Here is a 25,293-nt window from a genome sequence, read left to right as displayed (position 1 = left end):
AGTCACATTTCACAGTTTGAATAAAAAGATTCACTCTAGAAAATAATGAAAATCAGGATATATCCTAAAGTATTGCTAGGAGTGTCCTTCACACGGTACTTCATGTACAAACATGGTTGTTGAAGATCTAAAAAATTAGAATGAGAGGTCCCCCTCATGAAACAATACTTTGAGAAGGCGCAAAAATTCGGCAAATCCTTCATGCTTCCTATTGCAGTGCTTCCAGCGGCTGGTCTCTTATTAGGCATCGGCGGTGCACTATCCAATCCGAATACGATTAACTCCTATCCTTTTCTAGAAATAACATGGCTTCAACAGATTTTCACCGTAATGAGCAGTGCTGGGAGCATCATTTTTGATAATCTCGCTTTGATCTTTGCCATTGGCGTTTCCGTCGGGATGGCAAGAGCAGATAAAGGAACAGCAGGACTTGCAGCAGGGTTGGCCTATCTGGTTATGAATGCATCAATCCATGCGATGTTGATTAATTCCGGGACGCTTGCAGCGGATAACCTAGCCGGTGTGGGACAGGGCATGGTGCTGGGAATACAAACATTACAGACAGGGGTCTTGGGCGGAATTATTGTTGGATTGGTCACGGCGTGGTTACATAACCGGTACAACAAAATAGAGCTTCCACAGTTTATTGGCTTTTTTGGAGGTTCTCGGTTTATTCCAATTATTTCGTCCTTTGCGGCCATATTCATCGGTCTTGTTTTATTTTTAATCTGGCCGACAATCCAAGTTGGAATAGCTAATCTCGGTAGTCTAGTGGATAAGACCGGTTATATCGGGACGCTGTTTTATGGATTTTTTCTACGTATGCTTGGTCCTCTTGGGCTACATCATATTTTCTATCTTCCATTTTGGCAAACCGGCTTGGGCGGTGTTTTGGAGGTAGCGGGCAAAGTATACGAAGGAACACAGAATATCTTTTTTGCACAACTAGGCGATCCCGCTACGGAAAAATACTTTGTGGGAACCTCGAGATTCATGTCAGGACGTTTTATTACGATGATGTTCGGATTGATGGGTGCAGCACTGGCCATTTACCATACGGCTAAGCCTGAACGAAAGAAAATGGTTGGTGGATTGATGCTATCAGCAGCACTCACATCATTTTTAACAGGTATTACTGAACCCTTGGAATTCTCATTCTTATTTGTTGCCCCAATACTGTATGTAATTCATGCTGTATTTGATGGGTTTGCTTTTATGCTGGCACATATTTTTGAAATTACAATCGGTCAGACGTTCTCCGGTGGATTGATTGACTTTATCCTGTTTGGAATTCTGCAAGGTAACGCGAAAACGAACTGGATGTTAGTTCCGGTGATTGGTGTGATATGGTTCTTCCTGTATTACTTTACGTTTAGAATACTGATCCTTAAACTGGATTTGAAAACTTCGGGCCGCGAAGATGAAGCAGAGGTTGAATCTGTAGTGGCCTCACCTGCGAACAAAAGTACATCATTGGAGTCTGGAGAATCCAGATCGACCGCAATACTAAACGCACTTGGAGGTGCGGAAAACATTGTAGAACTGGATTGCTGTGCTACACGGCTTCGAGTTTCAGTCAATGATCAGGATAAGGTGCAAAAGGACGCATTTGCAGCCACAGGGGCTAAAGGTGTTGTATTTGTCGGGAATGGTGTGCAAGTGATTTATGGACCTCAGGTCACGGTGATCAAGAATGAGATCGAGGAAATTCTGGAAAAGGAGTGATGTAATGAATAAGCTAGACCTACTAGGGCTAAAAGGCGGTCTTGTAGTATCTTGTCAGGCATTGGAGCATGAGCCTCTTCACAGTCCGTATATTATGGCAAGAATGGCTGTAGCTGCAAAAGAAGGCGGGGCCATAGGGATTCGGGCCAATACAGCAATAGATATCAAAGAGATAAAAAAGCATGTTGAACTCCCCATTATTGGAATTGTAAAAAGAAATTATGGGACCAACCCAGTGTTTATTACAGCGACGATGCGTGAAATAGATGAATTAGTCGATGCTCAGGCGGAGATCGTTGCCTTAGATGCAACGCTCCGTCCAAGACCAGATGGTAAGACATTGAACGAATTTGTCAGTGAGATCCGCAGTAAATATCCTGAGCTACTGTTGATGGCAGACATTTCAACAACTGCTGAAGCGATTAATGCAGAGAAACTTGGTTTTGATTTGATATCTTCGACATTAGTAGGTTATACAGAGGATACAGCTGAAACTAAGTTGTACGATAATGATTTTGCCATATTCAAAGATATCGTGTCCCATGTGAAGACTCCGGTTGTAGCTGAAGGAAACATTCTAACGCCGGAGATGGCAGCCAGTTGCCTGAAAGCAGGAGCATATTGTATTGTCGTTGGCGGAGCCATTACCCGCCCGCAGCAGATTACAGAACGTTTTGTGTCGGAGATGTCGAGATAGATACCAACAGAGGAAAACACAACAGCAGCCGTTTAAAAGACGGCTGTTTTTTCTTTATTCTAAAGGGCAGGATAGTTCAAAAGTTTTCGCGAATACCCTACATATAAACTAGACTAAACTAGATAAAAAAATTCTAATTCAAGAAGAACCTCTCCTTTGTCGGAGTGGCTTCTTTTTTTACTGATGTAAAATTTCGTGAACAAAATGTTCTTTTCGTTTAGATACATTAAGAAGAGCCGTATCATCAGTAAGGGCAATGCCTCCAGAAAATCATTAATCCAAAGATTTGCTCGATTTGCAGTGCATATTGAAAAGTCTTCCTAAGGATAGAAGATTTGCTCCAAGATTTTAAGGAGGTTAACAATGGAGTGGCAAAACATTGACGAAATCTACACTGAACCACCTTTTTCATTAGTACAGGGGAATATCATTAATCTCACAGTTAAAGAAAAACCGACAAATCATTTTCAGCAGAATTAAAAATATGTAGGAAATCTAAAGAAGTCGATGAACTGAGATTGTTTTGCGAAGATATTGCATTTGTATTTAATAATGAGGATATTTTTATTACATCGTGGGAGGTAAAGTTATTAGAAGGCTAAGTAACTTGGTAACATTTCAGATATGATATCATTTAAGGTTTTTGTGCGAGGTACAGGTCCATTGTGTCGTATACCTTTAGACTTCCACCCAAACAATTGATTGCGCTGGATATTTCTTTCTCTAATCCGTCTTTCACTTGTTTGGGAAGAGCTCTATGATCGGAATAGCTGTTCAATAACGCTACATAACTCTCTGCTGTAAAGGTTCGAGTTTGATAAAACAGCTTCGAAAGACTATTACGGAAGCCGTATTGTTGAAGGTCATCCATGATTGTTGTGCAGTCCTGAATATCGAATTCAATAATCGGTCTATCAGATGGCCGGTACTTGTTGTATATTTTACGAATCTCCTGATGTAGTGGATCATCTATTCGATTTACAAAAGGGTGATTCCAAAAGAGTGCCAACACTCCACCGCTCTTCAATAGATCATAAGTTTTGGAATAACTAATTTCTTTAGGAATCCAATGAAAGGCTGTGGCAGAATAAATTAAGTCATATGTATTACTGTTGCCGATAAATTGCTCATAATCACCTTGAATTACCTCAAGATTAGGATAAGAAGCAAATTTCCGTCTTGAAAATTCTGCTAACCTATCGCCAGGCTCAATTGCTGAAAGCTTACATTTGGTTTGAAGGATTGGCAAAGTCGCCTGCCCTGTTCCAATCCCGATCTCAAGAGCTTGTTTCGTTTCATTTATACCTGAGTATAGAATGATTTTATCGAACAACTCCGGAACATAGGTTGGGCGCCATTTATCATAATTCACTTCATCCTCGTTAAATGTAAGGCGTAATTCCATTCTGTAACACCTCGCTTTATTAAAATACTGTATGTTTGAATAGATTTATCATAATACAATTAGCTATTCAATCACATATGTGGAGGGTATGCAAATGATCCGTTATCCTTATTTGCAAGAATGTACCACTATTGGTGTCACAGCACCTTCATCAGGTGTAGATGATTCCTTACATCATATAGTCAAGCAAGCGATCAGACGCTTAGAAGCCAAAGGATACACAGTGCATTGCTGCGAGACGGTATGGACTCAAAAGAAGGCAAAATCTGCACCTGCTGCTAAAAGAGCGGAAGAGCTAAACGCCCTACTGGAGGATGAAAACGTCGGACTGATCTTCCCTCCATGGGGTGGAGAGCTTTTGATAGAAATAATAGATAGAATCGAGTATGCCCGAATACAGCCAAAATGGATTATGGGCTACTCAGATATAAGTGTTTTGTTGCTGGCTGTTACATTAAATTCCGGAATCGCTACAGCGCACGGCGTTAACTTAGTTGATATAAGAGGTGAGTACTCTGATGAGACAACTGCCATGTGGGAAGCTGTACTGACTACACGAACAGGTGAATCTGTCCAACAGCAGTCGTCTAAGTTGTATCAAAAGAGTTGGGATCACGATCACCCTTCGCCATATGTGTTTCATCTAACGGAACCAACAAAGTGGCTATCAACTTTAAAAACGAATGTTCGAATGCAAGGGCGATTGCTAGGTGGATGTATCGACGTCATTAGGCATCTGATTGGGACACCATATGGAAATGTACGGAAATTTCAGCGTAATATCATCCACAACGAGCCGATTATATGGTTTCTTGAAAATTGCGAGCTGAGTGTAACCGACCTTCGACGTTCGCTTATTCAAATGAAATTAGCAGGTTGGTTTGATCATTGCAGTGGCATTCTATTCGGTCGGAGTGATGCGAACAAGCCGGTCAATGGCTACGAAGCTTTGGATGTGTACCGAGAGCTTGCGGAGGAGATCCAAGTTCCAATAGTTTACGATATTGATTGTGGACATGTTCCTCCGCAGATGACGTTCGTTAATGGTGCAGATGCAATAATAGAAGTTAATAACGGTAAGGCTACCGTGATTCAGTTCTTCAGGCCGTAAAAGTTGCTAAGTATCTAACGTCTTGGAGCAGTGTACCGGGTGGTAGTTGATCCTTTTTTCGTTAAGCTAACGGTTATGTATAACTTTCAAGGAATGTAAAAAATAAATAAAGTAAGGAACGAGGAGGCAGACAATTCATGGGAGGAACGAATGTATGGGATGCGGAGTGGGAGGTTAACGAAGAGCAGGCGCGAACGCTGATAGGCAGACAATTCCCTCAGCTGTCATCGAAGCAAGTGAGACGATTGGGCTGGGGCTGGGACAATACGGTTTTTCTCATCGGTGACGAGTACGTGTTCCGGTTTCCAAGAAGAACGATTGCAGTTGGCTCGATTCGTATGGAAGGGAAGCTGCTGCCGAAGCTGGAGGTATATATAACCATCCCCTATCCGAAACCGTTGTTTTATGGTGAAGCAAGTGACGAATATCCGGCACCATTTCTTGGCTATACCTACGTGCCAGGAGATTTCCCAATCGGTTTGACGGAAGAACGCCGAGCTTTATCGGCAGAGATGCTGGCGAAATTTTTGCGGAGATTGCATGAGTTTCCGGTGCAAGCGGCGCTGAAGTGCGGAGTTCAGCAAGATCATCGAAACTTGACGGACATAGCATCGCGCAAAGTGAATTTGGAGGGCTTCCTATCGAAGCTGGTAGAACACTTGTCAACGGAGGAATCCGGTGCGATCGAAACGTATATTAGCAGGCTGCAAAAGGACCGTGTCGAGGCGGTGAATGCACTGCTACACGGCGATCTTCATTTCAAAAATATGCTTGTGAATGAGAACGGGATCGTTTCCGGTATCATTGATTGGGGCGATCTGAGCATAGGCCATCCGGCTTGCGATTTGAGCGTTGCTTACAGCTTTTTACCACCTTACGCTCGCGGCGTGTTTTTCGAAACTTACGGAGGAGTGGACGAGGAAACGAAGCTGCTGGCGCGGCTGATCGCGGTATACATCCCCATACTGATCTTGATGCAAGCGGTCGATGATGGGAATGAAGTGATTGCGGCAGAGGCGAAATCCAACATTATGCGGGCACTGTCGGATTAGGCACCTTATTTCGTTGCGACTAAGGCTATCGACGCCATTTTGTTGCTTAAAGGGCGCGCTTAAGGAACGATCCGCCCTCTGATCCCGCTTTATGTTGAGGTACACGAAATTCAACAGTGTAAGTCGTTGCGCTAACGGGACACGATTGTGCAATACAGAAACTTGGTAGACGGACAGATCCGCAGCCTTTTGTCATTGAAGTACCTCGCAGGGGAGTTAAAAAGGAAATTTCAATGTAGCAGAGAAATTAAAATTGATTTGACCGGAAATCATGTTTTCTTTTGTCTCTTCATAAATACTGACTTAAGTAGGGATTAATTTGAAATTTTATTTATCATCTTCATAACATATTGGATTAAAGATGAACTGGTAAATTTCAATCCGATAATTGCTGATATTTATTGGATTACAACTGGTTTATTTGGTATTACTCTAGGAATTTATACGATTTTTAAATATAGAGTTAAAGATTTTGCCTATTTAATTTCATTACTTACATTTGGTGTAGGATTACTCATACTAAGTATTTTTGTTTTGGCTTCATTTATAACCTCAATGTAGGTTGACTTGTTCTGGTTAGCATTGATCGAAACTAAATTGAAATTATAAAAATAGATGAGTGAAGTGTTTACAAAATAAAAGATATGAATATTGATATATTAGATATGCACGATAAAAGATAATGTTACTGTAGCTTGATAGATTGGGAATAATTTGGGCGGGGATTCGAAAGAGTCTCCGTCCATTTTGTGTTTGTGAATTTATGAACTTAGGCATTCGCACTGCCTTGGGCGAATATCTTATTGGGAAATTACTTATTAATAATTGAGGTGATACACTTGGGATACTTTGTAACTGTAGAACCAGGCGTCAACGTATTTATAGAGGACATCAATCCGAAGGGAAATAAAACGATACTTTTTATACATGGATGGCCACTAAACCATAATCAGTTCGAATATCAGTTTAATTTCCTTCCAACGCTTGGATATCGTTGTATCGGAATCGACTGGAGGGGGTATGGAAATTCGGATAAACCTTTTAGCGGGTACAGTTTCGATAGATTAGCAGATGATGTTCGCATGGTCATTGAGGCATTACAGTTAAGAAACGTAACACTGGCAGGGCACTCGACCGGAGGCGCAATCTCGATTCGTTATATAGCTCGTCACAAAGGGTATGGGGTATCTAAACTTGTTCTGATCGACGCTGCCGCTCCATCAAGCGTACCAAAAGAATTTACAAATAAAATCATTGAAGATACAAATCATGACCGACCGCAAATGCTGTTAGATCAAACGGGAATTTTTTTCTTTCAGTATATTTCCAAACCGAAAACCGATTGGTTCGTTTTAATGGGATTACAAGCGGCGAATTGGGCGACTTCCGCCATTATGGTTACGCTTAGAGACGAAAATGTTTACAACGATCTCGGTCAGATCGACGTACCCACATTAATTATTCACGGAATTCATGATAAAGTCGTTCCGTTTACCCAAGCTGAGGAAACAAATAAGCTGATCAAAAATTCGATGCTAGTTCCGTTTCAATACAGCGGCCATTGCGCTTTTTTAGAGGAGCGCGATAGATTTAACCAATTATTATCTTCTTTTGTATAACGACTCGGATTAGCAACACCGCCATCAATTAATTCATAAGCGTCAAGTAGACTCCACCATTCACTCGGCACTACATAATAATTTCATCATATATAGTTGATCCGTTCGGATTTGATGAGGAGGATATCATGCAACCTATGTTACCTATGGAAAAATATTTTGGGCAGTTTGAACTGGTGCATGCTTTTTATGGGGCTATGCCTACAGGTGTCAGCGTTTCCGAAACCGGTCGTATTTTTGTTTGCTTTCCAAGTTGGGGAGACGACGTTCAATTTACTGTGGCGGAAATTGTTGAGGGTGAATTACAGCCATATCCTAGTTTAGAAATCAATATAGTTAATCCCATTAATATCACAATGTCTTTCGTCAGTGTCCAAAGTATCGTTGCGGATGGAAGAGGAACACTTTGGGTACTAGATACAGGTGCACCCAATTTTTCTGAACCTATTCAAGGGGGAGCGAAATTAGTTGCTGTTGATTTAAGGACCAATACAATAAGGAGAGTATATACCTTTACAAAAGATGTTGTCTTGCCAACAACTTATCTGAATGATGTTCGTTTAGATTTTCGGGTTGGAAGCGCAGGGTATGCATATATAACGGATTCTTCTTCCAGAGGGCCAGGGGCTATTATTGTCGTAGATTTAAAAAATGGAAACGCGTTTAGACGATTAAGCGGGGATGAATCAACTTCACCTGATCCCTATTTCTTACCAAAAGTTGAAGGTCAAATATTGATGAATCGAAACCCGGACGGTTCGACTTACCCATTTAGATTGGCTTCCGATAGTTTAGCGATTTCTCCTGATGGTAAGGTTTTATATTATGCTCCGCTAACCAGCCGTCAACTATTCTCAATTTCAACAGAAGCTCTAAGAGACAGAAGAATAGAGGAGATGAATTTATCCCGATATGTGCAATATTGGGGAGAAAAAGGTGCGTCTGATGGAATGATCACCGGCTCAAAGGGAACCATATATGCGGGAGACTATGAAAACAACAGTATCCGGAAGATATTGCCGAATGGCGCAATGGAAACCATCGTACATGACCCGAGAATTTTATGGCCGGATACTTTTTCGATTGGCCATGATCAATACTTATATGTCATTGTGAATCAATTACATCGACAGGCAAGATTTCATTATGGAAGAGACCTGCGGGAAAAGCCATATAGTTTACTTCGTAAGAGAATTGATGAATTCCCTGCTCCTACCTTTTCATAATGATCTTAAATGAAGTTAGCAGGAATTTTTCCTAGAAGTAAAAGCCCCTCCGAGTTTCGCGGAAAGGGCAGTCTCAAAAAATGCTCTGCCTTAAAGGGTGGCCATCTTTGAGGTGAACCTGTTTGACAATACGGGAAACATTTAGTTCTCAGAAGTCTCCGGATTAAATTAATAACGTGTTTGTAGCTTTATACATTTTGCCAAGACAAAATACGGTGTCAGGACATAATGTTCATAGCAGTCTGAATATTTTTCAGATCAAGTTGAATTTGTTCAGGAATATGGTAGGGATGGTATAGGCCCCTTTGCATCATATAGTTTGTAATCTTTTCATGGGAGTCTATAGCTTCGTCGAGCTGTTTCATCAAAATTTGCTTGATTTCAGGGGTGGAACATTCGGTCACTGCCATAGCGTAGTTTCTGACTCCACTCTTGGCGTTCATCAAAAAGTCCATTGCGATCACTTCATCGGTCAGCGTATGAAGCCCTGTTATGTGTTCTATTATTGGATTCATGTTTTATCTCCTATAGGTTCACTTTAGAAAGTACTCCACTAAGTTCCTGAAGCTGCTGTTGTGATAATGTCACATCTTGTTGCAAAATTTGCTTGAGTTCAGGATCCGTCACCAGAATTTGCATGGTCTTGGATTTGGTCATACAAAGCGTCTTGAATGCAGTCATTTCATGAACCTCCAGCATCTCATGCATAGCGTGTTTGGAATTCATTCTGATTGTCCTCCCGTGTATCTATCTATTATTTAAGGCTTTAAGATGACTTTAATGCAATCGTCCATTTTCGTATCGAACACTTCATAGCCACGTTTAGCCTCACTGAGCGGAATGACGTGCGTAATAATGTCTCCAGGATCCACTTTTCCAGAAGTGACCAGATCGTACATATATGGCATGTAGTGAATGACCGGAGCTTGTCCGGAACGAATATTCACGTTTCGCTGCATGATGTCGCCGAGCGGGAATCCGTTATAGCGTCCGCCGTAAACTCCAGTGATTTGGATCGTTCCGCCTTTGCGGACAGCCTGAGACGCAATGATAAATGCACTCATCGTGCCACCTTGCAGTTTCAAACCGCTGGCTAGAAAATCGAGATCGCTCATCTTTCCGTCCATTCCAACAGCATCAATCACGACATCGGCGCCACCTTTGGTCATTTCCTTGAGATTGTTGCCTATGTTCTTATCTTGCTCGAAGTTTACGATTTCTACATGGTTCGTTCGCTTCGCATGCTGTAAGCGGTAATCGACATAGTCAACGGCGATAACCCTTTTTGCTCCTTTTAGCCAGCAGAATTTCTGAGCCAGAAGTCCGACAGGACCGCAGCCGAGCACGATGACCGTATCTCCTTTCTTGACACCGGCATTATCTACGCTCCAGAAGGCCGTCGTCATGGCATCGGCGATCAATGTTAGCTTTTCGTCAGGTTGCTCGCAGTTTTCAGGAATCTTGAAGTGCGTGAAATCAGCAAACGGAACTCGTAAATACTCAGCTTGCCCACCAGGGTAACCACCGGTTGTTCCGGAGTAACCGAAGTAAGCGCCCATATCCCCGTTTTCGTTTGAATTGTCGCATTGGCTTTCCAGCTGATTCTTACAATAAAAGCATTCTCCGCATGCGATGTTGAAAGGGATGATCACCCGGTCGCCTTTCTTTACCTTGGTCACTTCAGGGCCTACTTCTTCTACAATCCCCATGGGTTCATGCCCGATGACATAGTTTTCCTGAAGGTTAGGGATCATTCCGTGAATCAGGTGAAGGTCGGAACCGCAAATGGCGGAACTGGTGACTCTTACGATAATATCGTCCGGCTTCACAATCTTCGGATCCGGCACCTCTTTGACCACGACATTTTTAATCCCTTGATACGTTACCGCCTTCATGCTTTATGTCCTCCAATATGTTCATCTGGGGTCCGATCAAACATCCCTTTGCGAGACGTATCATTCGGAAACAAATTCATCTGCCCGATCATCATCGTATTTTTCGCTGAAAGCTGGTCGAGTTGGTATTGTTCATTTAATTCGTAAGGATGGAACCATTTTTTGCGAATCATGAGCTCTGTGATTTCTTGGTGCAATGCAATCCCTTGCTTAAGATGATTATGCAGCAGTGCTCTTACATCCGGTGAAGCCGTTTCTGTCAGGGCAATGGACAAATTACGCACACCCTCCTTGGCACGAAGAAGGAAGTCCATTGCAAAAGTCATATCTGCCATTTCCGGCATATTTAATGAATTAATCGGGTCTAAGTAATCAGTATTCATTCGAACTCCCCTTAATGTGTTATAGGTGTCGGATTATTCGGAACAGGCGCTTGGAAAGGAGCTCTTTCGTAAATTGCTTGCAGCTCGGTAATCTGTTGAATGGATTGAATTACGTCTTTCTGCATTAGTGCTTTTAACTCTTGGTCAAAGACCAAGCCTTGCATAAGTTTTGACTTAGCCAGGCATAGCGTTTTAAAGTTTAATGCTTCATGCAATTCCAACGATTCGTGCGGAGCTAGCGTTTGACTATTCATTCAGAAATGATCACCTCCTTTTTCACATAAACTTTAGATTTTCACAATGCTTCGAATCTTATACTAAAATGGATTGACGGAGACGTAGGATCCGTGAAAAAGCATAACTAGATAGGGTTAATCGACTACATTAGATTGGAATATATCCATGTAGAAGCTGTGGCGAGATTTACCCCTTATTTATGATATTTAAGTGCAATACAGTATATAGAAATTCAATCAACTTTAAAGAGCCTTGCTACACACTAAAAAGGTAGCAAGGCTCTTATATTTTTTCACATTATCATCTTGGCCTGGATATCACAGACAAATTTTTGAGAGTGATTTATCTGATTTTGTAAAAGAGATTTGTTAGTGATGATCTTTCTTCATAATATCAAGTGATTTGGGAATGAGAATGAAGAGAATAACTGCTACGATCATCATTATTATTCCACCAAATAAGGCTGTTAGTACAAAAGAGTCGTTAAACGCAGCAATAGCTTCAGTAGCAAGATTAGTAAAGCCTGTCATTTTAGATACTTCAACAGCACCTACAACGGATTCGTTAGCTATATGAGCTAATTCACCAACAATTCCATTGGATGAAAATGCTTCAATATCTAAATAGGAGCGATAAAACTGTGATGCGAGACTCCCAAGAACAGCTACACCAAACACGTTGCCAAGATCATACATTGATTCTTCAATTGCAGCAGCATTTCCTGCTTTTTCTGTTGGCGTTTCTAACATGATGAGAGCAGAAGCAACAGCTAACGAAGCAGTACCAGCTCCGACTAGTATTAGTGCTACAGCTAAGGTTGGATAGGTTAACGGATGTCCGAAGAAATACATAATGAACATGCCAATGGCTGCAATCGCAATTCCAATGGGTAGTACAATTTTTGCACCTAGACGTGCAGCTAACCCCGGAGCTATTGGAGCGAAGACCATGGCTCCTGCTGCCATTGGTAACAGATAGATTCCTGCTTTGAATGGTGAAAGTCCTTCAACCACTTGTAACCATTGGGCGACTAAAAAGAGGACAGAAGCCATTGCAAACATGGTCATCAGTGCCGCAATCGTTCCAGCTGAGAAAGGACGACTATTAAATAGCCTTACATCAAGCATTGGATCAGTACTTATTAAATTACGTCTCACAAACAATATGAGCATAACGATAGCAACTACAATAATAATCCATGGTGTTAATTCAGAAAGCCCTTCTTTTGAAAATTCTTTAATACTCCATACAAGTGCAATAATACCTCCGACAGATAAAAAAGTAGACGGGATATCCCAGCGATGAGCTTGTGATTTTGATACGCGTGATTCAGGTAATAAGAATAGACCAGCAACTATAGCCAATAAAGCGAATGGAACATTAATTAAAAAAGCTGAATGCCATGAAAACTCTTCAAGTAAAGCTCCTCCGATAATTGGGCCAAACACAGCACCCACAGAAGAAACAATCGACCATACAGCCAGTGCTGTTGCTCTTTCTTTAGGATTTTCGAAAATTACACGAATCATAGAAAGTGTCGTTGGCATGATTAGAGCACCAGCAATTCCGAGAAGAAATCGAATCGCGATTACATATGATGCACTTTCGGCAAAAAATATCAGTAAAGACACTAAGCCGAATAGAGCAAAACCAGATAGCAAAGCCTTTTTACGTCCCCATTTATCGGCTAGAGCAGTCATCGGAATAATAAAACCAGCTAAAATGAGTGAATAGATATCAACAATCCATAACTGCTCCGTAGAAGTGGGATTTAAGTCTCTCACAAGGTCAGGTAAAGCCATAATAAGAATAGTCATATCCATCATAACAACGAATAAGCTAGCTGCCAGAACAATTAAAGCAGTCCATCTCTGCTTAGATGTCATCATATCTGACGTTTTTGAAAAAAATGAAACCATCTAATTTCTCTCCCTTTAATTATATATTTTATAGACCGACCGTACGGTCTGTAAAAGGAGTATATCTAATAAAAGGTGTTTATTCAAGTGGAAATTGCGTGGATTATTTTGAATTGAAATGGATAAACAGTATGATAAGACTAAAAACGAACTGTTTTTTGTTTATGCTATAATGAATAACAATGATAATTTCTTCACAGTAGGAGTGGAAAATTTGAAAGAAAAGATACTAAAGGTAGCAAAAGAGCTATTTATAAAAAATGGTTATAATGCTACTACAACTGGGGATATTGTGAAATATTCTGGCAGCAGTAAAGGAAATTTATATTATCATTTTAAAACAAAAGAAAATCTCTTTTTGGAAATTATAAATATTGAAGATGAAAAATGGTTTGCAAGATGGCAAGAGGAAGAGAAAAAATGTCAGAGTAATAGAGAAAAGTTTGATCTATTTAACGAATTATCCATTGAAATGGATGCCTTTTATCCTTTGCAAACCGCAATTCTTGAATTTTATTCTCGAGAACATGAATCAAAACATATTGAAGAAAAGGTAAAAGAATTTGAACAGCGATATGTGGAGATATACTATGATATTTTTAATGCGGGAAATAGAGAAAATGAATGGCATATTGAAGATATTGAATCTGCTGGTCAGATCGCAGCTGCTACAGTCAGTGGAATTGTTACATATAATCCAAAGATTGATAAGAACAAGAGAATGGAGCTTATGAAGCGCTTTTCTCAAATATTTTTAAAAGGCGTTGAATGAAATGAAACTATGGAGTATGAATGAGTATTGTCGGTTTTCATAAACATAATCACCAGTAGCCGCAAATTAAGCGGCTTTTTATTATTTATGTTATCAAGTTCTTTTCAAAACCCAATGACAAGAACTTGGTAGTGCGCACATGGTTTTTTTTAGATAAGGAGAGGACGAGAGGAACATGAATGTGGAAGTATATACATTAAATGCGTTTGCGAAAGGGGACCGTGGCGGTAATCCAGCAGGCGTTGTTTTGGAGAATGGCCTTTCGTTGAGTGCTGCCGAGATGCAGCTCATAGCGAAGGAGTTGGGCTTTTCGGAAACGGCTTTTATGGAAAAATCCTTGCTTGCAGATTACAAAATACGCTATTTCACTCCCGCCAGCGAAGTTGATCTGTGCGGACACGCCACCATTGCTACATTTGGACTAATGCATTCGCTTGGACTGGCCAAGGAAGGGACCTCCTATAGGATAGAAACCAAGGCAGGGATTTTAGATGTCGATATTAGCTCTGAGGGTCTTGTTTACTTGTCACAAGCTTTACCACAATTTCTTGATAGGATATCCAGTGAGGAAATCGCCCCATCTTTGGGGATGGATGCCGAGGATCTGGAAACTGGGTTACCCATCCAGATTGTTTCGACGGGACTGCGGGACATTTTGATCCCGATTCGTAGCAGAAAGCTCATGAATGAGATTCAGCCAAATTTCGAAGCTATAACCGCCATAAGCGAAAAACATGATGTGGTTGGATATCATCTGTTCACGCTGGATACTCCAGACGATGCTATTGCGGAATGCCGGAATTTTGCCCCGCTGTACGATATTCCCGAGGAGAGCGCTACAGGAACATCCAACGGTGCTCTGCTCAGCTATTTGTACCAACATGGCCAACTATCTTTAAGGGAAGTGGAGCACGTCATGTTCAGACAAGGGTATTCGATGGATTGTCCTTCCGAAATCAAGGTAGGATTGCGTCTGAGTGAGAGCGGTGAAATCAACCAGGTTCGGGTTGGCGGTGCAGTGGTTGGCATTGAACGAAGACATATTACGATATAAGGGGAATCCAAAAGCCTGTTTGCAGCCCACCGATCCGGGGTCAAACGGGCTTTTTCTCGGCTACTGGCGAGGCTAGACAGAAGAGGGATGGTTGCGTGAGATGTCGTAGCACGAAATTGCAGCATGTCGAAAAACGATTGGATCAAAAAACATTAGCTGGAGCACCACTCTAAAGTCGCATTCATTGCAGCTTATTTGTTTTGAAAGGTATAAGGTCTTCAACTATTAATAGCATCCTACTAATAAATTTAGAGGTATAATGATTTGTAGAGGAAATTTTGTTAAGGACGTGATTTACTTGCATCAGTCAAGAATATTTAAGGAACTTTCGGTAAAAGAGATACATGAACTTGTAACCTTACATTTTGGAAATTCAAAGGATATTGAGATAAATCTTTTAAAAGGCGGCCTTTTTAACACAACTTATAAGCTGAAACTGCTCCCTACGCTGCGTGAATTGGTGTTGAGGGTAGGTCCTGTAAATCGGGAGTACCTGTTAGACTTTGAACAAAATTTAATGGAAGCAGAATGCCATATTTACGAGTTGCTTACTAAAAGGGGGATACCTTGTCCTGTACTAGTAGCAAGTGATTTTTCTAAGTCATGGATCGACAGGGATTACATGATCACTGAATACATGAATAGCAAACCTCTTTCAGATGAATCTATACCAAGTGAGGCAAAAGATCAATTATTTGAACAAGCAGGTAAATGGACAGCAGAAATTCATAAAATTAATGGTCCTAAATTCGGAAGGGTATCGGACATTCTCAGGAACGAGGGGCATGATACTTGGGAGCAGTTCTTAATATCACATATAAACGAGATCTGTGTGAAGTGCCGACGGTTTGGTGTATTGGAGCAAAACATAATGAACCGAATCATTCATGTAGTTGAGAACCTTAAGGATATTTATAGGAGTGTCATTACCCCCAAACTTGTACATGCTGATTTATGGGCAGGGAATATCCTTGTTACTTCTGGAAATAATGGAAATTTGAACGAACTTGCCGCTATTATCGATGTAGACAGGGCCGTCTTTGGTGATGTTGACTTCGAATTTGCAAGTCCATGGATGATTAATGATTCATTCTTAAAAGGGTATGGGGCATATAATAATGATCCCGAAAACCAAGTGAAAATGAATTCATATAAGTTAATTTACAGGTGTATTGATACCTATGTTTGGAAAGTTCAGTATCAAAATCAAAATGAGTATGAAAATAGTAAACGAAGAACCATGGAGTTATTGAATTTTATAGAAGAGCAGATATGCATTTGAACAGTAGAGAAAGAAGGGTTTATACAAAATGATACAATCGGTTGTACATATTGCTTTGGTTGTTCAAGATTATGATGAAGCTATTGAGTTTTACACAAAAAAACTTCATTTTTCGTTAATTGAAGATACCTATCAACCAGAGCAGGATAAGCGCTGGGTAGTAGTATCTCCACCCGGTTCGACTGGAACTACAATATTACTTGCAAGAGCATCGAAACCAGAACAAATATCTTTTGTTGGGAATCAAGCGGGAGGAAGAGTTTTTCTTTTCCTAGGTACAGATGACTTTTGGAGAGACTATAATGACATGTTAAGGAATGGAATTGAATTCGTTAGAGAACCACAAGAACAGACATATGGTATTGTTGCTGTATTCAAGGATTTATACGGAAACTTATGGGATTTAGTTCAATTTAAAGAAGGGCACCCTATGCATCAACGGGTAAAATAGGGTATACCTTATAAATTTACTTAACAAGTTAGTGTATAAGTAGTAATCGAAATCTTCTGAATGAGATATGCTGGGGGACAAGAACAAGGCCCCTTTGAAAGTCGCTATTAGCGGCTTTTTTTGTTTTAACAGCACAAGTTCGTGTCCAGATTAGAAGATACGGAATTCTCCTGTTTGCTTAATATGACAAGAACTAGTCTGCTTACCAATTAGAGAAGAAGTAAAAAATATTTATTGATCTAGTCTATTCAGCTAACTGGCAGGGAAGCTTATTATTTTCGCGAATACTCTACCTATGAATTATTTACGTAGTTTGTAGATAAGACGTTAGCCGAATGAAGATCTTAGTTTAGGAGGAGTCTATATGATATTAGAAAAAGTTATTAAAAGAATTGAAATACAAAGTGAATATAAGGATTTTGTTGATAAGTACTTAGATAGTATACTTGCCGAATTTAAAGATAAGATTCATAGCATTTATATGTGTGGCTCAATTCCAAAAGGAACTGCTAAAGCTTTTAAGTCAGATGCAGACTTTACTATTGTATGTGTAAATCCCAAAGATATTGATTACGAGAGATTGTCAAAAATTACAAACAGACTTTTAGAAGAATATCCATTGTTAACTAAGATTGATACGACAATTTGCCCGATTGACGATGTATTAAGTAAACCCAATGAGTGGGGGTTTTGGGTTAAGATCATTTGTGTTTGCATATATGGTGATGACATTGGTGAAAAAGTACCACCGATCATGATTTCTCCAGAGTTCATTTTAGACTTAAATACAGAGACCAAGGAGGAAGTAGATCGTATACATAGGTCACTTTCAAATGCTGGTGATAACACAATGAAATCTAGATATATTAAAGGTTACTCTAAGAGATTAATTCGTGCATTATACTCTTTGGTGTTAAAAGATACAGGTGTATGGGAAGATGACATTATTAAGATGAAGAATGCCATATTAAACTATTGTGAGATTGACTCCGCATTAGTTGATTATCTGTATGCTTGTTACTTGGAAAGTGATGTACCTGTAGAAGAGTTTCTAGGAATTGCAGATGAAGTATATAGCTATTTTGAGAATGCCTTAAATAAAATGGCTGCTTCCTGAACTTCGTTCGGATAACTAGCAATTTATGAGTTTCTACTTTCTGGAGATGCACAGTATTAACTCACATTTAGAATCTAGAATAGAACGGAGATTTGATAATGGCAAAAGTTATTATTCACGCAACAATAACATTAGATGGATACATGGCTGACAAAGACGGTGGTATCGATTGGATGTTCGATTTTGAAGCTACAGACCAAGATTATGCAGTAGTCAATAAAGTCATGGAGGAAATAGGTGCCGTAGTTGGTGGCGCAAACAAAACAAACACGATTGAAGAAGGGCAGATACCGTACGGTGGTATGTTGAAAATTCCAATATTCCTCATGACCCACGAAGCCCATGAACCCGTTGAAATAGATGGTATCACTTATAGTTTCGTCGTTAATGATATTAAGCAAGCCGTTGAGGCTGCCAAAGCAAGCTCTGGTGATAAAAGTGTCGCTCTTTTGGGTGGCAGCATCTCCAGGCAATGCCTAAAACTTGGTCTAGTAGATGAGATCGTACTAGATGTAGTCCCCTTGCTACTGGGTGACGGCATTTCATTATTTGGCGGGTTAGGAGAGTGCATGAAGTTGGAGCGGGTAGAAACATCGGCCTTTGCGAGTGAGACACACCTACGATACCGAGTTTTAAAGTAACGTATTATTGTTAGGTTTTAAACAGACACCTTAAGTGAATCGGCGAAATACAGATCCTTCCTCTGCTGAGCGCCTATGGTGACAAGCTGCCTATGGTGGGAGCAGGAGATCAATACGATGAGCGAAGAAAAAAAGGCTTCCGCGATGATATCCGGCGGCCTTTTGGCCGTTACCGCATCTCACACCCTACATTGCCGGTGATCGAGGCGCCACGTCCTAATCTTCTACTGTGGTTTGCTATTTTGGGGTGGATTGTCAATATTTTCATAAAACAAGTATAATAAGAGATTATATATGAGGAGCGTGAATAGTATGCGGAAAAATACTAAGACCATTAAAAAGGAGATTAATATGACAATGAAAAGGACGATAACGATTGAAAAAAATAAATATAGGGATTCTTGCACATGTAGACGCAGGGAAGACTAGTTTGACTGAAAGAATACTATTTGAAGCTGGCATCATATCTGAAATCGGCAGTGTCGATAAAGGTAATACGCAAACAGATTCTATGGAAATGGAACGACAACGAGGAATTACCATTCAATCTGCTGTTATTTCCTTTTTGCTTAATAATGTGAAAGTGAATTTGATTGATACACCAGGTCACCCCGAATTCATCTCTGAAGTTGAACGAGCATTACAAGTACTAGATGGAATTATACTTGTCGTTTCATCTGTCGAAGGTGTTCAACCTCAGACACGAGTTTTGATGAAGACACTTGTTAAAATGAAAATACCCACAATCATTTTTGTCAATAAAATTGATCGTGTGGGTGCTAGGTACGAATCATTGCTAACTGAGATACATGATAAATTGACACCTCAATCTCTGGCAATGGGCTTTGTTGCTAATATCGGTACAGCAACAGCCCGTTTGGAATTGTTCACGGAAACTAACCAGAAGTTTGTAGAGGCGTTAGTAAATCGTTTAGCAGATAATAATGAATACTTTCTTGAAGAATATCTGTACAATGAAATGGGCTTAGTCCACGCTGACTTTGAAACGGAATTCTTAAAACAGTTTAAGCGAGCACAGCTCTATCCGGTGCTATTTGGATCGGCCATAATGGGTGAAGGAATCACCGATTTGATTACAGCCATACAGAACTGGTTTTCTTCTGTTCCTTTTGAAGATAATTTACCTCTAAAAGGGAAAATTTTTAAAATTGAACGTGGAAAGAACGATGAAAAGATCGCTTATGTACGAGTTTTCACCGGTGAAATCAAAATACGGGAGAGTCTTTCCTATTATCGAACTAATCAAGCAGGGGAACTAATAAAATTTATCAACAAGGTGACGGGCTTGCGGCATTTCTTCTCCGGAAAAACAACAAATGGAACAAGTGCAGTAAGTGGCGATATCATTAAGATTATTGGGTTAACAGAGTGCCAGGTTGGTGATGCCATCGGAATTCCTTCCAATGATACAACTGAATCTCTATTCTCTCCGCCTAGTCTAGTAACAACAATCAAAGCGTGTAACGAAAATGATACGATTCATTTATACAGAGGTCTGAAAAGATTAGCTGAACAAGATCCATTCATTCAGATCAAACAGCATCCTCTTCAAGGAGAGTTATCCATTCATCTTTATGGTGAAATTCAAAAAGAAGTGATTCGGGATCAACTGAAAAAAGACGCTCAAATCGATATTGAATTTCTTGGGACACAGCCTATTTATATTGAAAAGCCAATCTATACAGGGACATCCGTTGAAAGAATGGGAGAGAAGGGAAACCCATTCTACGCTACCGTAGGCTTTCGAATTGAACCGAACCCTCGCCTAACCGGCATTGAATATCATCTAGAAGTAGAATTAGGCTCCCTCCCTTTATCGTTTCATAAGGCAATTGAAGAAACCGTCTATGAGACGCTTAAGCAAGGACTATTGGGCTGGGAAGTTTGTGATCTAATCGTGACACTTACCGATACCGCCTATGCAAGTCCAGTGAGTACGGCAAGTGATTTTCGGAAGTTAACACCTCTTGTATTAATGAGAGCACTAGCTGAAGCAACAACCCAAGTGTATGAACCTATTCATCGGTTCGAATTAGAGATCCCTGTGGATTCGCTTAGCAGAGTTTTATATAAACTTACTCAAGCGTCTGCAACCTATTCAGATCCGATCCAGAATGATCAGGTATTCATGATTCATGGCACGATCCCAATTAAGAATATTCATTCATTCGAGATCAAACTTCCGGGCTGGACCCAAGGTGAAGGGGTATTTTTATCAGAATTTCATGGCTATCAGATTTTTAAAGGTAAAGTGCCCTTATGTACACGATACGACCATAATCCTTTAAACCGTAAGGAATATCTCTTACATGCCTTGAATTCGATGTAATTTGGTGAAACCAGTAAATAAATAAGCAGCGTACAGGTTTTGTACGCTGTTTTTTATTTTATCGGAACAAGTACTTGTCCCGAGCCAAGGATAAGAACATACTCCGATTACTGCTTAGATAAGAATCTAATATACATGCTTTAATATACAAACAAAGAACTAAAAAATGAATGCTAAGATGGAGTATTTCAAAGAGTTTTTGAGTGATTGCGAAGAAGGCATTCGCTCCTGATAACACAGTATTGTGACCACATTAAAAGAAGCACTTCAACAAGTATCTGGAAAAATAGCTCTTGACCTTAAAGCAACTTTAAGGTGTATGATATTCTAACCCGGGAATATTCCAAAAAGTGGGGGGGCTGCATAAATGGAAACACCTAAATTTAAATTTGACGGCGGTTTTATTATGGTGCCGTGGGATCAGTTCGATGAGGCAGTAGAATGGTATAGTGATAAAATGGGTTGGAAATTAATAAGTACGGGCAATGGGCCGGTCGGCAGGAAGGCTTTCTTCAAAATGCCTGGGTCTGGACAAGCCAATTTGAAGTCTTTCGAAAGTGAATTAAGCCACTTTACGTCAGAAGATTATTTTGAAGGAAATTGCAGGTTCTGCTTTCGCACGGCCAATCTCGATGAGACATTGGAATATTTCAGTAATCAAGGCGTCAAATGTAATGCGCCTTTTAAGATGCCGGACGGAACACGTTCCGCCGATATTATTGCATTCGGAAATGTTCGCCTTACATTAAGCGAAGACAGGAAGTTGAAAGGTAGGTTTCCTGAATCGCGCGTCATTCAATACGCTGCAAAGCCATTATGGTTAGGTGTCACCGATTTGGAAGACTCAATTAATTGGTATTCGCGGATATGCGGTTGGGAAAGTTCGAAGAAAAATTTTCAAGATCGTGGATTTGCGTTGATGCGCGAAACATGGGACTTCGTTTGGCTAGAAAAAGTGAATGTCGAGCGATCATCAAAAAAGGCAAATCCCGGAGCAAGATTATACTTCAGGATTAAAAAGCAAGAGGATCTGTATAAGACGAATGAATGGCTCAAAGGGCAGGGAATTGAAGTATCCGAAATTATAGGAGAGCGTTGGAAAGGATTTCATTTCTATGATCCGGACGGGAATCGATTAAACGTGTGGAGTTATTATTAAAGAGGGTGGTAGGAGGAGGAAACGTTGAAAACCAACATGACCATCCAAATCTTTTCAGAGCGAACGGGACTTCCTGCCAGCACGCTTCGTTATTACGAAAAAGAAGGATTGCTGCAGCCAAGTCATCGTGCGGATAACGGGTATCGATACTATCGGGAAGATCAGATTCCGAGCGCCTTAAAGATTCATACGCTGCGCCAAGCGGGAATTGGCCTAATCGAGATCCGTCATTATCTTGCTGGCGATGCTGACGGGCAAGCAGGATGGTTGCGCAAATGGCGGCAGGACGTTGACGCGAAGCTGTTGGCGCTGAATGTAGCCAAACAGTACCTGGATGGTGTCGATTCAGTTGATGAGCATATCCGGTTGGTTAGATGGTCTCAGTCCACGAGAATTATTTGGTTTCGGCATCGTGTCAAGCGCCAGCTTCATCCGTTTGCACAGGCGATAGATGAGAGTGCGGCTTACTTAGAAAAGCAAGGGCTCTTGCATACGAAAGAGGCTTATGTACGGCAGGAACGAATGATCGGAGATGAAATGCTCGGCAAAGTTGGTTTTCGCTTGCCTTTGAAGTCAGCCTTACCGGACGATTGGAAGCATGAAAAGGAGCTTGACGTTGAGCTTGAAGTCTTCCATCCCACACTTTTCGTTACACTTGATTGCTTGACTACCGATCCTTACGCTTGTTTTAGTTTAATGCTCGTTTTGCAGTCGTTCGGATTCGAGCCAGCAGGTCCGAATATTGAGCGATATCAGCTTCACGACAAAATGCATTACCAATGGATGATTCCTGTAGTTCATGGTGATGAAACTGGAGTTTAAAGATCAAACCAGTGAAAAGCAATTCTACAATTAGAGTGATTGGACTAGTTTTCATGTGACTGGTTCAGCGAACTGCCTTACTTAAAGAATGTTAATTTGATAATCAGCTAACGGGACAAGGTAGTGCAATATGCAACGGCAAAGGCAGCGATCTCTTAGATCAGCTGCCTTCCTCAACTAACGGGCAGTACAGATACTTTACCCTTTCGGTCTTTCCGACACTACCAATAAAGTAATTGGGGGAAGATCGTTTAATCTGGCGGTGGTTGTTTGTATGAACTTCATCCGTAAATGATCAACTTGCTAAACTCCAGCGAGGTCAGCAAGGTACTTGACCAGTTCACATGGCAACGACCCTAGAAGGGCATGGACAAACCATCTTGAAGCGGGTTCAAACTCAAGAAGTGACTGCGGCCGAAACAGCGAACGAAAATTTCAGTGGTGGATATCAGCCAGAAGACCTTGATGAAACTGTTACAAAATCAGGTTGAAATGTGGTTAAAATTACAAAATAACATTAATTTCCCACTAGATATAAGAATTTAAATTTAGTATTATTTTACACCGTAGCTACTGGCCAGTCCTACATAAACATACTAACATCCTTAGGGAAACATAAGTCCTGAAAAATTTATTTAAGATCAGTACATTTTTATTCCTAACTAGTGCATAACAATATCATTATTGCCAGCAGCATATGTAGAAGAAAATCTACTACCAGAAGAACAGTTCTCTTTTCTTCAACTGGAAGCAAGTCTTCCTCCGGGAAACCCGACAATGGAGGAGACCTATGACAAATATCTAATCTATCACCGTTACCCGCGTGGTATCTATATCGGAGGTTCCGGTATTGTGAAAAATCATATAGAAGCTCCAATCAATTCAGATGTAGATATTCCGAATTATGCAAGACCACTTGCTCTACAAGATAACAACTTCACACACGCTGTTACTGCGAGTAGAATTCGTTCTTCAAAACGAGGATTAGTGGATATAAAACTTAACTATAATTGGGACTGGAAGTACGCCCCTTTCTTTACAGGAAAAGATACTTATGCTGTAGGCTGGACTGGCGGTTTTATCGTTAGAGGTGATACAGCTCAGCAAGTTTACAATGTTTTCGGCTCCACTTTAACAGGCTACAAGGATTATGAATCTGAAGGGAAAGCATATACAAGATACGATCACATTAATAACGGTGCAGGTGTAGGTTGGGATGTGAATTTGGTTAAAAGGACATCAATAGACGGTACATTACAAACAGACATAAGGGCTGGAGTGGAGTCAAATTTCAAAAAGGGCATGATAACAGTAAAAACACTGAGGTTATTGGTATGATAGGAGATTACTGGCATTTTTCAAAAAAAGTTAATCCTTCTTTAAGTTGGAGTACAAAAGATGGTGTATCTATTTCAGTAGATATTAATGATAATTATACAAAAGCTACTACTACTACTTCTAAAGTTAATTTCACTCATTCGGATTATATTGTTCAGTAGTCTAAAACTATAATTATGGAGGAGATCAATTGAATACTGTTTACTTCTTAATTGGTGTTGTATTTATGTGGTGTTTTATCAACAGTTTAAAGAACTCGAAAAATCAAATTATATACAAAATTGTAGCATCTTTAGTATTCGGGTATATGTATTATCACGTTACATATTTGTTGGGCTTTGTCTAAATAAAGTTAACATTAAAGCACCCTAAAATAGGGTGTTTTTTTCATGCTCTATTTCCAAACTGATCTCTGTAAGTATTTTTTAATTCTACTATTAGTGGACTGTACTACGTAGTTACTTTTTTTTTTGAATCATCAGTACTACTATCTATCTACAAAGTTAATGAGTGGAAGAGTGTTAATTTCAATTAAAAAGTGACAAATACATAGTTACAATAGAAGTCGCTGATTATGCGGCTTTTATATTAATGTTATCCAGTTATCCACGGCATTATATAAAGATGATATGACTACTTTTTATAAAACTAACGCGCAGGATAGTTTTAAAATTTTGCGAATACATATTTTAGAGTTGTTTAAGGTTACAAATGACTATCTTGATCAATTGTAATGTTTGAACTTAGAAAAGCAATTGCTAGGTGGTTGTCTTATTAACATCTTTCAAGTAAGTGCTATTGTCGGGTGAAAAAAACATAGCAACATTAGAAATCGGTAATTATGCGGTTTTTTTATTATGTTATCAAGTTCTTGAAGAAATGCAATGACAAGATCATTGTTACAATCCCGATATGATTTCATCGATGGCGTCAAACAAAGATAATTAGACAGGTGCAAGAAATAGTCCTCTACTTGATCGAGAAATGCTGTTGGAACTGATCTGGCGTAGCACAGTATGTTCACATCTTGTTGTGATT

At 40.1% G+C, this 25,293-nt stretch carries 26 protein-coding genes; 19 read left to right on the top strand and 7 right to left on the bottom strand.

Translation table 11 applies throughout. From position 1 onward, the window contains the following. Positions 1 to 156: 156 nt before the first annotated feature. Both AC3WJJ_RS01810 and AC3WJJ_RS01805 read left to right on the top strand, forming a co-directional pair. Positions 157 to 1,725: a maltose/glucose-specific PTS transporter subunit IIC gene (locus tag AC3WJJ_RS01810; protein WP_492537479.1), complete on the top strand. Its 1,569-nt coding sequence runs from the start codon at positions 157 to 159 to the stop codon at positions 1,723 to 1,725. A gap of 4 nt (positions 1,726 to 1,729) precedes the next feature. Beyond that, positions 1,730 to 2,422, top strand: coding sequence for an N-acetylmannosamine-6-phosphate 2-epimerase (locus AC3WJJ_RS01805; RefSeq protein WP_492537477.1), 693 nt, complete (start codon positions 1,730 to 1,732; stop codon positions 2,420 to 2,422). Between the two features lie 634 nt (positions 2,423 to 3,056). Here the strand turns inward: AC3WJJ_RS01805 and AC3WJJ_RS01800 are convergent. Then, positions 3,057 to 3,827, bottom strand: a complete 771-nt coding sequence (locus tag AC3WJJ_RS01800; protein ID WP_492537476.1) for a class I SAM-dependent methyltransferase — start codon at positions 3,825 to 3,827, stop codon at positions 3,057 to 3,059. A gap of 94 nt (positions 3,828 to 3,921) precedes the next feature. On the opposite strand from AC3WJJ_RS01800, the gene AC3WJJ_RS01795 reads away from it, so the two are divergent. The 4 genes from AC3WJJ_RS01795 (at position 3,922) to AC3WJJ_RS01780 (ending at position 8,835) form a co-directional block, all read left to right on the top strand. Further along, on the top strand, positions 3,922 to 4,938 hold the full coding sequence (locus AC3WJJ_RS01795; RefSeq protein ID WP_492537474.1) for a S66 family peptidase: 1,017 nt from the start codon (positions 3,922 to 3,924) through the stop codon (positions 4,936 to 4,938). A gap of 137 nt (positions 4,939 to 5,075) precedes the next feature. Further along, positions 5,076 to 5,990: a phosphotransferase gene (locus AC3WJJ_RS01790; RefSeq protein ID WP_492537473.1), complete on the top strand. Its 915-nt coding sequence runs from the start codon at positions 5,076 to 5,078 to the stop codon at positions 5,988 to 5,990. Between the two features lie 839 nt (positions 5,991 to 6,829). Further along, positions 6,830 to 7,609, top strand: coding sequence for an alpha/beta fold hydrolase (locus tag AC3WJJ_RS01785; RefSeq protein ID WP_492537471.1), 780 nt, complete (start codon positions 6,830 to 6,832; stop codon positions 7,607 to 7,609). A gap of 128 nt (positions 7,610 to 7,737) precedes the next feature. Beyond that, entirely contained in the window at positions 7,738 to 8,835 is a 1,098-nt protein-coding gene (locus AC3WJJ_RS01780; RefSeq protein ID WP_492537469.1) for an L-dopachrome tautomerase-related protein, read from the top strand. 218 nt (positions 8,836 to 9,053) lie between these two features. On the opposite strand, the gene AC3WJJ_RS01775 is transcribed toward AC3WJJ_RS01780, so the two are convergent. From AC3WJJ_RS01775 to qac, 6 genes are all read right to left on the bottom strand, one after another. After that, positions 9,054 to 9,350, bottom strand: a complete 297-nt coding sequence (locus tag AC3WJJ_RS01775) for a spore coat protein (protein WP_492537467.1) — start codon at positions 9,348 to 9,350, stop codon at positions 9,054 to 9,056. A gap of 10 nt (positions 9,351 to 9,360) precedes the next feature. Further along, entirely contained in the window at positions 9,361 to 9,561 is a 201-nt protein-coding gene (locus tag AC3WJJ_RS01770) for a hypothetical protein (protein ID WP_492537466.1), read from the bottom strand. A gap of 32 nt (positions 9,562 to 9,593) precedes the next feature. Continuing rightward, entirely contained in the window at positions 9,594 to 10,730 is a 1,137-nt protein-coding gene (locus tag AC3WJJ_RS01765; protein WP_492537464.1) for a zinc-dependent alcohol dehydrogenase, read from the bottom strand. After that, entirely contained in the window at positions 10,727 to 11,113 is a 387-nt protein-coding gene (locus tag AC3WJJ_RS01760) for a spore coat protein (protein ID WP_492537462.1), read from the bottom strand. The genes AC3WJJ_RS01765 and AC3WJJ_RS01760 overlap by 4 nt, the downstream gene beginning before the upstream one ends. Before the next feature lie 11 nt (positions 11,114 to 11,124). Further along, positions 11,125 to 11,367 (bottom strand): spore gernimation protein GerQ, encoded by a 243-nt coding sequence (locus AC3WJJ_RS01755; protein ID WP_492537460.1) that lies wholly within the window; start codon positions 11,365 to 11,367, stop codon positions 11,125 to 11,127. Positions 11,368 to 11,718: 351 nt separating this feature from the next. Continuing rightward, positions 11,719 to 13,269 carry a QacA/B family quaternary ammonium compound efflux MFS transporter gene (qac, locus tag AC3WJJ_RS01750; protein ID WP_492537458.1) on the bottom strand — a complete coding sequence of 517 codons (1,551 nt, stop codon included), beginning with the start codon at positions 13,267 to 13,269 and terminating at the stop codon, positions 11,719 to 11,721. A 214-nt stretch (positions 13,270 to 13,483) separates the two neighbouring features. Between qac and AC3WJJ_RS01745 the strand changes: the two genes are divergently transcribed. From AC3WJJ_RS01745 to AC3WJJ_RS01685, 13 genes are all read left to right on the top strand, one after another. Further along, entirely contained in the window at positions 13,484 to 14,041 is a 558-nt protein-coding gene (locus tag AC3WJJ_RS01745; RefSeq protein WP_492539542.1) for a TetR/AcrR family transcriptional regulator, read from the top strand. A gap of 175 nt (positions 14,042 to 14,216) precedes the next feature. Then, entirely contained in the window at positions 14,217 to 15,095 is an 879-nt protein-coding gene (locus tag AC3WJJ_RS01740) for a PhzF family phenazine biosynthesis protein (RefSeq protein ID WP_492537456.1), read from the top strand. A gap of 298 nt (positions 15,096 to 15,393) precedes the next feature. Next, positions 15,394 to 16,377 carry a phosphotransferase family protein gene (locus AC3WJJ_RS01735; RefSeq protein WP_492537454.1) on the top strand — a complete coding sequence of 328 codons (984 nt, stop codon included), beginning with the start codon at positions 15,394 to 15,396 and terminating at the stop codon, positions 16,375 to 16,377. A gap of 28 nt (positions 16,378 to 16,405) precedes the next feature. Continuing rightward, the gene (locus AC3WJJ_RS01730) at positions 16,406 to 16,828 is read left to right on the top strand and encodes a VOC family protein (RefSeq protein ID WP_492537452.1); all 423 of its coding nucleotides are present in this window, start codon (positions 16,406 to 16,408) and stop codon (positions 16,826 to 16,828) included. Between the two features lie 364 nt (positions 16,829 to 17,192). Then, complete coding sequence (locus AC3WJJ_RS01725) at positions 17,193 to 17,945, top strand: nucleotidyltransferase (protein ID WP_492537450.1); 753 nt, start codon at positions 17,193 to 17,195, stop codon at positions 17,943 to 17,945. Between the two features lie 98 nt (positions 17,946 to 18,043). Beyond that, complete coding sequence (locus AC3WJJ_RS01720; RefSeq protein ID WP_492537448.1) at positions 18,044 to 18,586, top strand: dihydrofolate reductase family protein; 543 nt, start codon at positions 18,044 to 18,046, stop codon at positions 18,584 to 18,586. 95 nt (positions 18,587 to 18,681) lie between these two features. Beyond that, positions 18,682 to 18,867: a hypothetical protein gene (locus AC3WJJ_RS01715; protein ID WP_492537446.1), complete on the top strand. Its 186-nt coding sequence runs from the start codon at positions 18,682 to 18,684 to the stop codon at positions 18,865 to 18,867. 95 nt (positions 18,868 to 18,962) lie between these two features. Further along, positions 18,963 to 20,936, top strand: a complete 1,974-nt coding sequence (locus AC3WJJ_RS01710) for a GTP-binding protein (RefSeq protein WP_492537444.1) — start codon at positions 18,963 to 18,965, stop codon at positions 20,934 to 20,936. Between the two features lie 367 nt (positions 20,937 to 21,303). Further along, complete coding sequence (locus AC3WJJ_RS01705; RefSeq protein WP_492537442.1) at positions 21,304 to 22,095, top strand: VOC family protein; 792 nt, start codon at positions 21,304 to 21,306, stop codon at positions 22,093 to 22,095. Between the two features lie 24 nt (positions 22,096 to 22,119). Next, positions 22,120 to 22,917, top strand: coding sequence for a helix-turn-helix domain-containing protein (locus AC3WJJ_RS01700; RefSeq protein WP_492537440.1), 798 nt, complete (start codon positions 22,120 to 22,122; stop codon positions 22,915 to 22,917). Between the two features lie 344 nt (positions 22,918 to 23,261). Next, entirely contained in the window at positions 23,262 to 23,408 is a 147-nt protein-coding gene (locus tag AC3WJJ_RS01695) for a hypothetical protein (protein WP_492537438.1), read from the top strand. Between the two features lie 193 nt (positions 23,409 to 23,601). Further along, the gene (locus AC3WJJ_RS01690; protein WP_492537436.1) at positions 23,602 to 24,255 is read left to right on the top strand and encodes a hypothetical protein; all 654 of its coding nucleotides are present in this window, start codon (positions 23,602 to 23,604) and stop codon (positions 24,253 to 24,255) included. Next, a complete protein-coding gene (locus AC3WJJ_RS01685) occupies positions 24,252 to 24,416 on the top strand; it encodes a hypothetical protein (RefSeq protein WP_492537434.1) in 165 nt (54 codons plus the stop codon). Before AC3WJJ_RS01690 ends, AC3WJJ_RS01685 begins: the two co-directional genes overlap by 4 nt. Positions 24,417 to 25,293: the final 877 nt, after the last annotated feature.

The organism is Paenibacillus sp. FW507-14B1B, assembly GCF_058781425.1.
This window is presented reverse-complemented; position numbering and strand designations above follow the sequence as displayed.

Excerpts from the sequence above, each read along its gene's own strand:
- AC3WJJ_RS01790 (WP_492537473.1), top strand. The coding sequence starts at position 5,076 with ATGGGAGGAACGAATGTATGGGATGCGGAGTGGGAGGTTAACGAAGAG.
- AC3WJJ_RS01760 (WP_492537462.1), bottom strand. The coding sequence starts at position 11,113 with ATGAATACTGATTACTTAGACCCGATTAATTCATTAAATATGCCGGAA.
- AC3WJJ_RS01755 (WP_492537460.1), bottom strand. The coding sequence starts at position 11,367 with ATGAATAGTCAAACGCTAGCTCCGCACGAATCGTTGGAATTGCATGAA.
- AC3WJJ_RS01770 (WP_492537466.1), bottom strand. The coding sequence starts at position 9,561 with ATGAATTCCAAACACGCTATGCATGAGATGCTGGAGGTTCATGAAATG.
- AC3WJJ_RS01765 (WP_492537464.1), bottom strand. The coding sequence starts at position 10,730 with ATGAAGGCGGTAACGTATCAAGGGATTAAAAATGTCGTGGTCAAAGAG.
- AC3WJJ_RS01795 (WP_492537474.1), top strand. The coding sequence starts at position 3,922 with ATGATCCGTTATCCTTATTTGCAAGAATGTACCACTATTGGTGTCACA.
- AC3WJJ_RS01800 (WP_492537476.1), bottom strand. The coding sequence starts at position 3,827 with ATGGAATTACGCCTTACATTTAACGAGGATGAAGTGAATTATGATAAA.
- AC3WJJ_RS01780 (WP_492537469.1), top strand. The coding sequence starts at position 7,738 with ATGCAACCTATGTTACCTATGGAAAAATATTTTGGGCAGTTTGAACTG.
- AC3WJJ_RS01705 (WP_492537442.1), top strand. The coding sequence starts at position 21,304 with ATGGAAACACCTAAATTTAAATTTGACGGCGGTTTTATTATGGTGCCG.
- AC3WJJ_RS01740 (WP_492537456.1), top strand. The coding sequence starts at position 14,217 with ATGAATGTGGAAGTATATACATTAAATGCGTTTGCGAAAGGGGACCGT.
- AC3WJJ_RS01685 (WP_492537434.1), top strand. The coding sequence starts at position 24,252 with ATGATAGGAGATTACTGGCATTTTTCAAAAAAAGTTAATCCTTCTTTA.
- AC3WJJ_RS01695 (WP_492537438.1), top strand. The coding sequence starts at position 23,262 with ATGGCAACGACCCTAGAAGGGCATGGACAAACCATCTTGAAGCGGGTT.
- AC3WJJ_RS01805 (WP_492537477.1), top strand. The coding sequence starts at position 1,730 with ATGAATAAGCTAGACCTACTAGGGCTAAAAGGCGGTCTTGTAGTATCT.
- AC3WJJ_RS01720 (WP_492537448.1), top strand. The coding sequence starts at position 18,044 with ATGGCAAAAGTTATTATTCACGCAACAATAACATTAGATGGATACATG.
- qac (WP_492537458.1), bottom strand. The coding sequence starts at position 13,269 with ATGGTTTCATTTTTTTCAAAAACGTCAGATATGATGACATCTAAGCAG.
- AC3WJJ_RS01810 (WP_492537479.1), top strand. The coding sequence starts at position 157 with ATGAAACAATACTTTGAGAAGGCGCAAAAATTCGGCAAATCCTTCATG.
- AC3WJJ_RS01775 (WP_492537467.1), bottom strand. The coding sequence starts at position 9,350 with ATGAATCCAATAATAGAACACATAACAGGGCTTCATACGCTGACCGAT.
- AC3WJJ_RS01730 (WP_492537452.1), top strand. The coding sequence starts at position 16,406 with ATGATACAATCGGTTGTACATATTGCTTTGGTTGTTCAAGATTATGAT.
- AC3WJJ_RS01725 (WP_492537450.1), top strand. The coding sequence starts at position 17,193 with ATGATATTAGAAAAAGTTATTAAAAGAATTGAAATACAAAGTGAATAT.